Consider the following 12,647-nt stretch of genomic DNA (forward strand, 5'->3'; position numbering starts at 1 on the left):
CGTGATCTCGTACATCATCCGCCGGACGATCGCAGCGGTGATCCTGCTGCTCGTCGTCACCGCGGTCACCTTCGGCATCTTCTTCATCCTGCCGAAGCTCGCAGGGCAGACCGCCGACCAGCTGGCGCAGCAGTACATCGGCAAGAACCCCACGCCCGCGGACATCGCCGCCGTCAAGGCGAACCTCGGCCTGGACCAGCCGGTGTACGTCCAGTACTGGGAGTTCATCAAGGGGATCGTCTCCGGCGCCACCTACGACCTCGGTCCCACCACGGTCCAGTGCAACGCCCCCTGCTTCGGCTACTCCTTCAAGGACCACCTGGAGGTCTGGCCCCAGCTGACCGAGCGGCTGCCCATCACCCTGTCGCTGGCCGTCGGCGCCGCCGTGCTGTGGCTGCTGGGCGGTATCGCCGCCGGTGTGATCTCCGCGCTCAAGCCGGGCTCGCTGTTCGACCGCTCCGCCATGGGCGTGGCGCTCGCGGGCGTGTCCCTGCCCATGTTCTTCACCGGTCAGCTGGCGCTGCTGCTGTTCAGCTACAAGCTGGAGATCTTCGGCAGGACGTACGTCCCCTTCACGGAGAACCCCTCGCAGTGGGCCAACACCCTCTTCCTCCCCTGGTGTTCGCTGGCCCTCCTCTACTCCGCCATCTACGCCCGGCTCACCCGCTCGGGCATGCTGGAGACGATGAACGAGGACTTCATCCGCACCGCGCGGGCCAAGGGCCTGCGTGAGCGCAAGGTGGTCGTCCGGCACGGTCTGCGGGCCGCGCTGACCCCGCTGGTGACGGTCTTCGGCATGGACATCGGCCTGCTGCTCGGCGGTGCCGTCATCACCGAGACCGTGTTCTCCCTGCACGGCATCGGCGAGTACGCGGTCCAGTCGATCACCGCCAACGACCTGCCCCCGATCCTCGGGGTGACCCTGCTCGCGGCGTTCTTCGTCGTCTTCATGAACCTTGTGGTGGACCTGCTGTACGCCACGATCGACCCGCGGGTGAGGCTCTCGTGACCGAACTGTCCAAGACCGGGGCCGCCGTCGGCGAGCCCGTACGCAGCGGGGCCGCCCCCGACGCGTTCCTCGAGGTGCGTGACCTCAAGGTCCACTTCCCGACCGACGACGGCCTGGTCAAGTCCGTCGACGGCCTCTCCTTCCAGTTGGAGAAGGGCAACACCCTCGGCATCGTGGGCGAGTCCGGCTCCGGCAAGTCGGTGACCTCGCTGGCCATCATGGGGCTGCACCGGCTCGGGGCGCGCGGCAAGAACGTGCGGATGTCCGGCGAGATCTGGCTCGACGGCAAGGAACTGGTCTCCGCCTCACCCGACGAGGTCCGCCGGCTGCGCGGCCGCGAGATGGCGATGATCTTCCAGGACCCGCTGTCGGCGATGCACCCGTACTACACGGTCGGCAGCCAGATCGTGGAGGCGTACCGCGTCCACAACGACGTCGACAAGAAGACCGCCCGCAGGCGCGCCGTCGAACTCCTCGACCGCGTCGGCATCCCGGAGCCGGACAAGCGGGTCAACAGCTACCCGCACGAGTTCTCCGGCGGTATGCGCCAGCGCGCCATGATCGCCATGGCCCTGGTCAACAACCCCGAACTGCTGATCGCCGACGAGCCGACCACCGCCCTGGACGTGACCGTCCAGGCGCAGATCCTGGACCTCATCCGCGACCTGCAGAAGGAGTTCGGCTCCGCGGTCATCATCATCACGCACGATCTCGGCGTGGTCGCCGAGATCGCCGACGACATCCTCGTGATGTACGGCGGCCGCTGCGTGGAGCGCGGACCGGTCGACGACATCTTCTACCAGCCGCAGCATCCCTACACCTGGGGCCTGCTCGGCTCGATGCCCCGTATCGACCGCGAGCAGACCGACCGCCTCATCCCGGTCAAGGGCCAGCCGCCCAGCCTCATCAATGTCCCCTCGGGCTGCGCCTTCAACCCGCGCTGCCCCTACGCGGACGTCCCCAAGGACAACGTCACCCGCACCGAGCGCCCCGAACTGCGTGAGGTCGGCGGCAGGCACTTCACCGCCTGCCACCTGTCGCAGGAGGACCGCACGCGGATCTGGAACGAAGAGATTGCGCCGAAGCTGTGAGCGAGACTGAGACCCGGGCCGCCGTGCCGGCCCCGCGCGCCGAAGAGAAGCCGCTGCTCAAGGTCGAGGGCCTGGTCAAGCACTTCCCCCTCAAGAAGGGCCTGCTCCAGCGGCAGGTCGGGGCGGTCAAGGCCGTCGACGGCATCGACTTCGAGGTGCGCCGGGGCGAGACCCTCGGAGTCGTCGGCGAGTCCGGCTGCGGCAAGTCGACCATGGGCCGGCTCATCACCCGGCTCCTGGAGCCCTCCGGCGGGCGCATCGAGTTCGACGGCCAGGACATCACGCACCTCAGCACGGCGGGCATGCGTCCGCTGCGCCGCGACGTGCAGATGATCTTCCAGGACCCGTACGGCTCGCTGAACCCCCGGCACACCATCGGCACGATCGTCTCGGCGCCGTTCAAGCTCCAGGGCGTCGAGCCCGAGGGCGGTGTGAAGAAGGAGGTCCAGCGCCTCCTGGAGCTGGTGGGTCTCAGCCCCGAGCACTACAACCGCTACCCGCACGAGTTCTCCGGCGGTCAGCGCCAGCGCATCGGCATCGCCCGCGCGCTCGCCCTCAAGCCCCGCATGGTCGTGGCCGACGAGCCGGTCTCCGCGCTGGACGTGTCCATCCAGGCGCAGGTCGTCAACCTCATGGACGACCTCCAGGACGAGCTGGGCCTGACGTACGTGATCATCGCGCACGACCTCTCCGTCGTCCGCCACGTCTCGGACCGCATCGCGGTGATGTACCTCGGCAAGATCGTCGAGCTCGCCGACCGGGACGCGCTGTACGAGGCGCCGATGCACCCGTACACCAAGGCCCTGCTGTCGGCGGTGCCGATCCCGGACCCGAGGCGGCGCGGCGCCAAGAGCGAGCGCATCCTCCTCAAGGGCGACGTCCCCTCGCCGATCGCGCCGCCGAGCGGCTGCCGCTTCCACACCCGGTGCTGGAAGGCCACGGAGGTCTGCCGGACCACCGAGCCGCCGCTGGCCGAGCTGAAGCCGGGCCAGCGGGTCGCCTGCCACCACCCGGAGAACTTCGAGGACCAGCAGCCCCAGGACGTCGTCCTGCTGGCCGCCGCCAAGGAGGCCGGCGAGCTGGTGCCGGACGAGGTGCTGGCCCAGTCGGCGGAGACGTCCGCGGCGGTCGCGGCGGCGGAGGCCGCGGCCGCGGACACCACGGGGACCGCGGGTACCGGGGAAACCGAGGTCGCCGAGGTCGCCAAGGAGACCGAGGTCGCCAAGGAGACCGGCGACAAGTAACAAGTAAGACCAGAGCGAGCCCCTGCCTTGCAATGAAAGGCGGGGGCTCGTTGTTGCGTCACAATGTGAGGGTGCTCCAGCAACTGTTCACGCCGTCCGTCCAGCACGCGCTCGATCTGATCGGCATCTTCGTCTTCGCGATCTCCGGCGCGCTGCTGGCCGTGCGCAAGAACTTCGACGTCTTCGGCATCGCCGTCCTCGCCGAGGTCACCGCGCTCGGCGGCGGCCTCTTCCGGGACCTGGTCATCGGAGCCGTGCCGCCGGCCGCCTTCACCGACCTCGGCTACTTCATCACCCCGCTGTTCGCCGCCCTGCTGGTGTTCTTCCTCCATCCGGAGGTCGAGCGCATCCAGAACGGCGTGAACGTCTTCGACGCGGCCGGTCTCGGCCTGTTCTGCGTGACCGGCACGACGAAGGCGTACGAGTACGGGCTGGGGCTCACGGCCTCGGCGGCCCTCGGCCTCGCCACGGCCGTCGGCGGCGGTGTGCTGCGGGACGTGCTCGCCAACGAGGTGCCCTCCCTGCTGCGCTGGGACCGCGACCTGTACGCGGTGCCCGCGATGGTGGGCGCCTGCCTGGTCGTCCTCTGTATCCGGTACGACGCGCTCAACCCCTTCACCTCGGCCTTCGCGGCGGCTGTCGCCTTCGCGCTGAGGCTGCTGGCGATGCGGTACCACTGGCGGGCGCCGCGGGCCTGGAACCGGCGCTCGGCCGCGGTGGAGGAGGGCTGAGCACCGGGCGGGGCCATCCGCGCCTTTCGTAAAAGCTACCGCTTAGTAATGCAGTGTTGTACGGTTCATCCATGCCCGAAGCAGCTTCCGTACAGGCCACCGTCGGCGACAGCGAGTTCGACCGGGACACCGCGGTCACCCGGCGGGAACCCGGCGTCTACGACGTGGACCTCTCCGCCGGCTGGACGATCATCAGCGCCGTCAACGGCGGCTACCTCCTGGCCGTGCTGGGCCGCGCCCTCGCGGACACCCTCCCGCACGCCGACCCGTTCACGGTCTCCGCGTACTACCTGACCGCCTCCCAGCCGGGCCCCGCCGTCATCCGCACGGACGTCGTCCGCACCGGCCGGACCCTGTCGACCGGCCAGGCGTCCCTCTTCCAGTACGACGAGGAGGGCCGCGAGACCGAGCGGATCCGCGTCCTCGCCTCCTACGGCGACCTCGGCTCCCTCCCCGACGACGTCCGTACGACGGCGAAACCGCCCGCGATGCCGCCGATCGAGCAGTGCTTCGGCCCCCAGGACGCCCCCGCCCCGGTGCCCGGCAGCTCCGCCATCGCCGACCGGCTGTTCCTCAAGCTGGACCCGTCGACCCTCGGCTGGGCCCTCGGCGCACCGTCGGGGAACGGCGAGATGCGCGCCTGGTTCGGACTCGCCGACGGCCGGGACCCCGACCCCCTCTCGCTGCTCCTCGCGGTGGACGCGCTGCCGCCGACCGCCTTCGAGCTGGGCATCTCCGGCTGGGTCCCGACGGTCGAGCTGACCGTGCACGTCCGGTGCCGGCCGGCGCCCGGACCGCTGCGGGTCTCCATCACCACCCGCAACCTCGCCGGCGGTTTCCTGGAGGAGGACGCCGAGGTCTGGGACAGCGCCGACCGCCTGGTCGCCCAGTCGCGGCAACTGGCCCGCGCCCGGCTCGCGGGCTGAGCGGGCCCCGGCCCGCCCCCGGGGCCGCCCGCTCTGTCACGGCCCTGTACCGGCCGCCGTACCCGCCCGAGGGGTGAACGTGCAGGTCGGGCACGGGTGTTGGGGTGTGCTTTGCCACCCGCACAGGGCGGGCACAGCGCTCACCCAGGAGAGGCCCAAGGCGCGTTGGTTCGATGCCCGCGCCCCGCACCCTCGTCTCTCCTGGAGCTGGTTCCCATGAAGCGTGCGCGTCTCGTCCCCGCCGCCGCCCTGCTGGCGGTCGCCCCCCTCTTCCTGGGGGCGTGCGGTTCCGGTGACTCCTCGTCCACCCCGAACAGCGGCACCTCCGGGCAGCAGAACTGCCAGGCCCCGTCGGGAGCCCCCTCCGGCGTTCCTTCCGACGCCCCCTCCGGAGCGCCGTCCGGTGCTCCTTCCGGTGCGCCGTCCGCGAACGGGCAGGCTCCCTCGGGGGCCCCGTCGGGCGTGCCCTCCGGTGCCCTGTCCGGGGCGCCCGGTGGTGGCGGCCAGGGAGGTGGCCCCGGCGGGGGTGGCGGCTGCGGCGGTCCCGGCGGCGGACAGCCGGGCGGGGTCGGCGCACAGGGGCCGAGCGGGGCGCCGGGCCAGGAGGCGTCGGCGACGGCGTCCGAGGACGACTGACCCGCCGCTCAGTCGAGCCAGTGGCGGCAGCCGATGCTGATCAGCCGCATCCGGCTGCCCGCGAGGCGCGTCACGCGGTCGCGCTCCGCCTCGGGACCGTCGTGGGCCTCCAGGAACAGGGAGGCCGTCGCCAGCATCTGGTCGACGTACAGACCGGCGAGCATCGACCGGTCGTCGTCGCTCCAGCCGGCGGTCTCGGGCCGCTTTCCCAGTTCGGTGCGGACCTCCTCGGTGAACCGGGCCAGTTGGCCCTGGATCGCCTCCCGCACCGACTGGACGCCGCCGTGCCGCTCGCGCGCGATGAAGCGGACGTGAGCGGGGTACGCGTCCACATGGCGGGCGATCAGCTCGACGGCGCGCTGGATCAGTTCGTCATTGTCGCCGACCGCCGACATCAGATCCCCGAGGACGGGGTGCAGGCTCCCCAGCGCCTCCTCGACCAGCGCGACACCGAGGTCCGCGGTCGAACGGAAGTGCCGGTAGAACGCGGTCGGCGCCACCCCCACGGCCCGGGTGACCTCGCGAAGGCCCAGGCTGCTGAGGCTCTGTTCCTCCAGCAGGGCGAGCGCGGCGTCCATGAGCGCCTGCCGGGTCCGCTGCTTCTGCGCCTGCCGGACGCCGAACGTGTGACTCATGCCATGCAGTTAACAACTGTTCTCTGTCATTGCAAAGCCGAGTCACGCGTTAGACTTCAAAGTCAGTGAACAAGTGTAACTACAACCGTTCACCGAAACGCCCCGACGAACCGCCGACCTGAGACCGACCCGAAACGAGAGGCGCTCACGCCATGTTGTTCCTCGTCGCCGCGCTCCTGCTGCTGGGGATCGTCCTGGGCACCGTGGCCCACGTTCCGCTCTCCGTCTCCCTGGCCGCCGCCGCCGTCATCGGCGCCTGGCTGGCGGTCTTCGCCTACCGCGAGCGCCACGCCCGCCGTGGCCGGACCACCAACTGACCTGTTCCGGACATCCGTCGGACCCCGTCCACCCCCAGGGAGCTGACCGCACCATGCAGCTGACCGCAGCACCGCACACCCGCCCCGCCGCCCGCCACCGGGGCCGTGACGCCGACGGCATGGCCGTCGCGTCCTTCGTCCTCGGGCTTCTCGGCCTCCTCGTGCTCAACCTCTTCCTCGGCCCGATCGCCATCGTGCTGGCCGCCCTCGCCCTGAAGCGGGGCACCACGAGGCGGGGCCGGGCGTTCCTCGGCCTCGGTCTGGGCGTGGCCGACCTGGTGATCCTGGCCGTTCTGACCCAGACGACGAACACGGTCTCCTGGAGCTTCTGAGCTGCACCGGCCGCGAGCTCGCGCACCGCACAGGCGGGAGCTTGCGCACCGCACCGGCCCGGACCGCGCGCACCGCACAGGACCGGCCGGACGGGAGGACACCCCGCACCCTTACCGCCGCGCCACCGTCGCCGTGGTCGCCGTCATGGCCGGGGGGCGCCCCCACCGCCGTAGCGGCCGAGGCCGGCGCCCGGCGCCCCCGTAGAATCGGGCACACCATGGCTTACCTCGACCACGCGGCGACGACCCCGATGCTCCCGGAGGCGGCGGAGGCGCTGACCGCCCAGCTGAGCGTCACCGGCAACGCCTCCTCGCTGCACGCATCCGGCCGCAGAGCCCGCCGTACCGTCGAGGAGGCCCGCGAGACCCTCGCGGAGGCCCTCGGAGCCCGCCCCAGCGAGGTCGTGTTCACCTCCGGCGGTACCGAGGCCGACAACCTCGCCGTGAAGGGGCTGTACTGGTCCCGCCGCGACGCCGACCCGGCCCGCACCCGGGTCCTCGCGAGCCCCGTCGAACACCACGCCGTGCTCGACGCCGTCCACTGGCTCGGCGAGCACGAGGGCGCCACTGTCGAGTACCTCCCCGTCGACACCTACGGCCGCGTCCACCCCGAGGCTCTGCGCGAGGCCATCGCCCGCGACCCCGACGACGTGGCGCTCGCCACCGTGATGTGGGCCAACAACGAGATCGGCACCCTCATGCCGGTCCGTGAACTCGCCGACGTCGCCGCCGAGTTCGGTGTCCCGCTGCACGCCGACGCCGTCCAGGCCTTCGGCCAGGTACCCGTCGGCTTCGCGGACTCCGGCCTCGCCGCCATGACCGTCTCCGGCCACAAGATCGGCGGCCCCTACGGCATCGGCGCGCTCCTCCTGGGCCGCGAGTACAGCCCCGTGCCGGTACTGCACGGCGGCGGCCAGGAACGCCACGTGCGCTCCGGCACCCTCGACGTCCCCGCCATCGCGTCCTTCGCCGTCGCCGGCCGTCTCGCCGCCGAGCAACAGCAGTGGTTCGCCCGCGAGATCGGTGCCCTGCGCGACGGTCTGGTCGACGCGATCCGCACGGCCGTACCGGACGCGCTCCTCGGCGGTGACCCGGTGGACCGGCTGCCCGCCAACGCGCACTTCACCTTCCCCGGCTGCGAGGGCGACTCCCTGCTGCTGCTCCTCGACGCCCAGGGCATCGAGTGCTCCACCGGTTCGGCCTGCACCGCCGGCGTCGCCCAGCCCAGCCATGTCCTCCTCGCCACCGGAGCCGACCCGGACCTCGCCCGCGGCACCCTCCGCTTCTCCCTCGGCCACACCTCCACGGAGGCCGACGTCGAAGCGGTCGCCAAGGCGATCGGCCCCGCGGTCGAACGCGCCCGCACCGCGGGCCTGACCTGAGGCCCGCGCCGCCCGCCGCCGGGAGGCGCGGTGGATGTCCGGCCGGGCCCGGCCCGCGGCCCCACGACGCCGCCCACGGCCTGCTCCGGGAGTCCGCCGGGCGCGCCGACTGCCCGCCGCCGCCCGCCCGGACGGCTCAGGTCGTCGCCGCGCCCGAACCCTTCGCCGCCGCGGCGCGCACCAGCTTCATGTAGCGGTCCCAGTCCCAGTGCTCGCCCGGGTCGGTGTGGTCGGTGCCCGGCACCTCGACATGGCCGATGATGTGCTCGCGGTCGAGCGGGATGTCGTAGCGCGCGCAGATCCGGGCCGTGAGACGGGCGGACGCCTCGTACATCTCGTCCGTGAAGTCCTGCGGGCGGTCGACGAAGCCCTCGTGCTCGATGCCCACGCTGCGCTCGTTGTAGTCGCGGTTGCCCGCGTGGTACGCCACGTCCAGCTCGCGGATCATCTGGGTGACATGGCCGTCCTTGCGGACGATGTAGTGCGACGCCGCCCCGTGCTTCGGATCCTGGAAGACCCGCACCGCGCTGGCGAAGCTGCCCTGGGTGACATGGATGACCACCATGTCTATGCCGAAGTCGTCCGGCCGGTCCGCCAGCCGCCAGTTCGCGTCCGAGGCCGCCACCCACCTCGCGCCCGCGTAGTCGACCTCACCCTCCTTGCGCGGCTTGGTGACGCCCGGCACCCGCCACCACGCGCGCGTCAGCTCGTCGCGTGCCACGACGGCCGTACCCACGGCGGCCACGGCCGTGCCGATCAGCAGGGCCCGGCGGCCCACGCGCCGGTCCCCGTCCTTGCCCCTGCTCCGGGAAGCACCGTCCCCGGACGCCCTTCTGGTGCCCACGAGCCGTCAACGGATACGCGCGGGCTCCGGTTCCCGGCGCCCCGTACCCTGGAGGGGTTATGACTGACACCTCGCAGCGCCCCCGCCCCCTCCGTGTCCTCGCCGCCATGTCCGGCGGGGTCGACTCCGCCGTGGCCGCCGCCCGCGCCGCGGAAGCCGGGCACGACGTGACGGGCGTCCACCTGGCGCTCTCCGCGAACCCGCAGTCGTTCCGCACGGGCGCCCGGGGCTGCTGCACCATCGAGGACTCCCGCGACGCCCGCCGCGCCGCCGACGTCATCGGCATCCCGTTCTACGTCTGGGACCTCGCCGACCGCTTCCGTGAGGACGTCGTCGAGGACTTCATCGCCGAGTACGAGGCCGGCCGCACCCCCAACCCCTGCCTGCGCTGCAACGAGAAGATCAAGTTCGCGGCCCTCCTCGACAAGGCGCTCGCCCTCGGCTTCGACGCCGTCTGCACCGGCCACTACGCCAAGGTGATCGTCCACGACGACGGCACACGCGAGCTGCACCGCGCCTCCGACATGGCCAAGGACCAGTCGTACGTCCTCGGCGTGCTCGACGAGAGGCAGCTCGCCCACGCCCTGTTCCCGCTGGGCGACACCGTGACGACCAAGGACGAGATCCGCGCGGAGGCCGAGCGCCGGGGCCTGTCGGTCGCCAAGAAGCCCGACTCGCACGACATCTGCTTCATCGCCGACGGCGACACCCAGGGCTTCCTCGCGAGCCGCCTCGGCAAGGCGGAGGGCGACATCGTCGACGAGTCCGGCACCGTCCTCGGCACCCACGAGGGCGCGTACGGCTACACCATCGGCCAGCGCAAGGGCCTGCGCATCGGCACCCCGGCGCCCGACGGCAAGCCGCGCTACGTCCTCGACATCTCCCCGGTGGACAACACCGTCACCGTCGGCCCCGCCGCGGCCCTCGACGTCGACGGCCTCACGGCGATCAGGCCCCGCTGGTGCGGCGCCGCGCCCACCGGCCCCGGCACCTACACCGCCCAGCTCCGCGCCCACGGCGGCGAGACCGAGGTGACCGCCGAGCTGGTCGACGGCGACCTCCACGTCCGCTTCACCGAGCCCGTCCGCGGCGTCGCCCCCGGCCAGGCGATCGTCCTCTACGACGGCACGCGTGTGGTCGGCTCGGCGACGATCGCGTCTACCACGCGCGCGAGGGCGGGCGCCGTCTGAGGGGCGCGCGCCCCGGCCATCGCGGCTCCCCGTCCCGAACGCCTCCCTCCGAGTAGCCATCCGCCCGAGGACGGCGCAGGCTGCTGGTGAGTGCTCCCTCAGACACGGCCCAGGGGCCGCAGGAGGCCCAGGAGGTCGTCGTGACAGCCACAGACCCGGCCGGAAGGCCGTCCGGGAAGCCGACGGCGGATCCGTCGGACCCGGCCGACGCGTCGAGGAACCGCCGCAGCCTCACCCACCGGGTCCGCTACGCCCTGCGCCACCCCGAGCGCGTGCCGGCGCACGCCCGCCGGGTGGCACGTGACACCTGGCTTCGGCTCAAGCACCGCGACCACATCGCGTACTACCGGGCCGTGATGGCCGCCGACACCGCCCGCAGCCCCGAGGCCGCCGTCGGGCACAACCCCTCGGTCGAGAAGTGGGAGCGAGTGGGCCGGATGCAGTTCGACTACCTCCTGCGGCACGGCCTGGAACCCCGGCACCGCATGCTGGAGATCGGCTGCGGGAACCTGCGCGCCGGACGTCTGTTCATCGACCACCTGGACGCCGGGAACTACTACGGCATCGACATCTCCCCGGCGATCCTCCTGGAGGCCCAGCGCACCCTCGTCCGGCAGGGGCTGCAGTCGAAACTGCCCTACCTCGTGCTCGTCGCCGACCTGACCTTCGAGTTCCTGCCCGAGGCCCACTTCGACGTCGTGCACGCGCACAGCGTGTTCTCGCACTCACCGGCGCACGTCATCGAACAGTGCTTCGCCCACGTCGGCCGCCTCCTCGCCCCCGGCGGCTTCTTCGACTTCACCTACGGCCGCACCGAGGGCAAGGAGCACCAGGTGCTGCACGAGGACTTCTACTACCGCACCGACACCCTGGTGGAACTCGCCGCGCAGTACGGCCTGACCGCCCGCTTCATGGACGACTGGGAGGAGCTCCCGCACCGCCAGTCGAAGATCCGCCTGACCCGTGCCCCGGCGACCGCTGACGCACCGGACCCGGACACCGGGGGCACGTCCTAACGTGGACCCATGAACATCTGCGTCTTCCTCTCCGCCGCCGACCTCGACGACCGCTACACCCGCCCCGCGCGGGAGTTCGCCGAACTCATCGGCAAGGGCGGCCACACCCTCGTGTGGGGCGGCTCGGACGTCGGGCTGATGAAGGTGGTCGCGGACGGTGTGCAGGAGGCGGGCGGCCGGCTCCTCGGCGTCTCCGTTCAGTTCCTGGCGGCCAAGGCCCGGACCGGCACCGACGAGATGGTCGTCGCCCGCGACCTCGCCGAACGCAAGCGCATCCTCCTGGAGAAGGCCGACGCGGTCGTGATCATGGTCGGTGGGACCGGCACGCTCGACGAGGCGACCGAGATCCTGGAACTGAAGAAGCACGGCCACACCGACAAGCCCGTGGTGCTCCTCAACACGGCGGGCTTCTACGACGGCCTCAAGGAGCAGTTCCACCGCATGGAGAGCGAGGGCTTCCTGCCCCGCCCCCTCACCGAGCTGGTCTTCTTCGCGCAGGAGCCGGTGGGGGCGATGGCGTACCTGGAGGAGTGCCAGGGCATGGAGTGAACGGGGCGCGGACCCGGGCCGCCCCGGGGTGATGCGAGCATGACCGCATGGCTACTCATGTGATCACCGGAGCGGGTTCCGGCATCGGCGAGGCCGTGGCCCGCCGTCTGCACGAGCGCGGCGACGACCTCGTGCTGCACGCGCGCGACGCCGGTCGCGCGAAGGAACTGGCGTCGCGGTTCCCCGGGGCGAAGACCCTGGTCGGCGATCTCGCGGACCCGGACAAGCTCTCCTGGGCGTTCTCCCACCAGACCCTGCCCGACCGCGTGGACTCCCTGCTGCACATCGCCGGGGTGATCGACCTCGGCCGGGTCGGCGACCTCACCCCCAAGACCTGGCGCCACCAGCTCAACGTCAACCTCATCGCCCCCGCCGAACTGACCCGGCACTTCCTGCCCCAACTGCGCGCCGCCCGCGGCCACGTCGTGTTCGTCAACTCCGGCTCGGGACTGCACGCCTACGCCGACTGGGCCGCCTACGCCGCCTCCAAGCACGGCCTGAAGGCCCTCGCCGACTCCCTCCGCCACGAGGAGCACGGCAACGGGGTCCGCGTCACCACGGTCTACCCCGGCCGCACGGCCAGCCCCATGCAGGCGAAGGTCCACCAGCAGGAGGGCAAGGAGTACGACCCCTCCCGGTGGATCGCCCCCGAGTCCGTCGCCACGACGATCCTCATGGCCCTGGACCTCCCCCGGGACGCCGAGGTCAACGACCTGACGGTCCGGCCCGGTCGCTGAGGCCGCTG

At 71.8% G+C, this 12,647-nt stretch carries 15 protein-coding genes; 13 read left to right on the forward strand and 2 right to left on the reverse strand.

Annotated features, from left to right (window positions below; translation table 11 throughout):
• Nucleotide 1 precedes the first annotated feature (1 nt).
• From GSY65_RS26230 to GSY65_RS26255, 6 genes are all read left to right on the forward strand, one after another.
• Nucleotides 2-1,009, forward strand: coding sequence for an ABC transporter permease (locus GSY65_RS26230; RefSeq protein WP_159773263.1), 1,008 nt, complete (start codon nt 2-4; stop codon nt 1,007-1,009).
• Entirely contained in the window at nt 1,006-2,100 is a 1,095-nt protein-coding gene (locus tag GSY65_RS26235) for an ABC transporter ATP-binding protein (RefSeq protein ID WP_159773265.1), read from the forward strand. The genes GSY65_RS26230 and GSY65_RS26235 overlap by 4 nt, the downstream gene beginning before the upstream one ends.
• Nucleotides 2,097-3,344 carry an ABC transporter ATP-binding protein gene (locus tag GSY65_RS26240; RefSeq protein ID WP_159773267.1) on the forward strand — a complete coding sequence of 416 codons (1,248 nt, stop codon included), beginning with the start codon at nt 2,097-2,099 and terminating at the stop codon, nt 3,342-3,344. Before GSY65_RS26235 ends, GSY65_RS26240 begins: the two co-directional genes overlap by 4 nt.
• 71 nt (nt 3,345-3,415) lie before the next feature.
• On the forward strand, nt 3,416-4,075 hold the full coding sequence (locus tag GSY65_RS26245; protein ID WP_107464685.1) for a trimeric intracellular cation channel family protein: 660 nt from the start codon (nt 3,416-3,418) through the stop codon (nt 4,073-4,075).
• Between the two features lie 71 nt (nt 4,076-4,146).
• Nucleotides 4,147-5,001: a thioesterase family protein gene (locus GSY65_RS26250; RefSeq protein WP_159773269.1), complete on the forward strand. Its 855-nt coding sequence runs from the start codon at nt 4,147-4,149 to the stop codon at nt 4,999-5,001.
• A 216-nt stretch (nt 5,002-5,217) separates the two neighbouring features.
• The gene (locus GSY65_RS26255) at nt 5,218-5,637 is read left to right on the forward strand and encodes a hypothetical protein (RefSeq protein WP_159773271.1); all 420 of its coding nucleotides are present in this window, start codon (nt 5,218-5,220) and stop codon (nt 5,635-5,637) included.
• 8 nt (nt 5,638-5,645) lie between these two features.
• Here the strand turns inward: GSY65_RS26255 and GSY65_RS26260 are convergent, their stop codons facing one another.
• Entirely contained in the window at nt 5,646-6,272 is a 627-nt protein-coding gene (locus GSY65_RS26260; protein WP_159773273.1) for a TetR family transcriptional regulator, read from the reverse strand.
• Between the two features lie 152 nt (nt 6,273-6,424).
• Here GSY65_RS26260 and GSY65_RS33385 point away from each other — a divergent pair, with 152 nt between their 5' ends.
• The 3 genes from GSY65_RS33385 to GSY65_RS26270 all read left to right on the forward strand — a co-directional run bounded on the left by GSY65_RS33385 (nt 6,425) and on the right by GSY65_RS26270 (nt 8,303).
• On the forward strand, nt 6,425-6,589 hold the full coding sequence (locus GSY65_RS33385) for a hypothetical protein (protein WP_099970812.1): 165 nt from the start codon (nt 6,425-6,427) through the stop codon (nt 6,587-6,589).
• 53 nt (nt 6,590-6,642) lie between these two features.
• Entirely contained in the window at nt 6,643-6,921 is a 279-nt protein-coding gene (locus tag GSY65_RS26265; RefSeq protein WP_159773275.1) for a DUF4190 domain-containing protein, read from the forward strand.
• A gap of 218 nt (nt 6,922-7,139) precedes the next feature.
• Entirely contained in the window at nt 7,140-8,303 is a 1,164-nt protein-coding gene (locus GSY65_RS26270; protein WP_159773277.1) for a cysteine desulfurase family protein, read from the forward strand.
• 136 nt (nt 8,304-8,439) lie between these two features.
• Here the strand turns inward: GSY65_RS26270 and GSY65_RS26275 are convergent, their stop codons facing one another.
• A complete protein-coding gene (locus GSY65_RS26275) occupies nt 8,440-9,147 on the reverse strand; it encodes an N-acetylmuramoyl-L-alanine amidase (protein WP_159773279.1) in 708 nt (235 codons plus the stop codon).
• 59 nt (nt 9,148-9,206) lie between these two features.
• On the opposite strand from GSY65_RS26275, the gene mnmA reads away from it, so the two are divergent.
• The 4 genes from mnmA to GSY65_RS26295 all read left to right on the forward strand — a co-directional run bounded on the left by mnmA (nt 9,207) and on the right by GSY65_RS26295 (nt 12,639).
• The gene (mnmA, locus tag GSY65_RS26280; protein ID WP_159773281.1) at nt 9,207-10,337 is read left to right on the forward strand and encodes a tRNA 2-thiouridine(34) synthase MnmA; all 1,131 of its coding nucleotides are present in this window, start codon (nt 9,207-9,209) and stop codon (nt 10,335-10,337) included.
• A 140-nt stretch (nt 10,338-10,477) separates the two neighbouring features.
• Entirely contained in the window at nt 10,478-11,353 is an 876-nt protein-coding gene (locus GSY65_RS26285) for a class I SAM-dependent DNA methyltransferase (RefSeq protein WP_443043253.1), read from the forward strand.
• 9 nt (nt 11,354-11,362) lie between these two features.
• Complete coding sequence (locus GSY65_RS26290) at nt 11,363-11,902, forward strand: TIGR00730 family Rossman fold protein (protein ID WP_159773283.1); 540 nt, start codon at nt 11,363-11,365, stop codon at nt 11,900-11,902.
• A 47-nt stretch (nt 11,903-11,949) separates the two neighbouring features.
• Complete coding sequence (locus tag GSY65_RS26295; RefSeq protein ID WP_159773285.1) at nt 11,950-12,639, forward strand: SDR family oxidoreductase; 690 nt, start codon at nt 11,950-11,952, stop codon at nt 12,637-12,639.
• Nucleotides 12,640-12,647 lie beyond the last annotated feature (8 nt).

This window comes from Streptomyces sp. HM190 (genome assembly GCF_009857135.1).
GTDB lineage: Bacteria > Actinomycetota > Actinomycetes > Streptomycetales > Streptomycetaceae > Streptomyces > Streptomyces heilongjiangensis.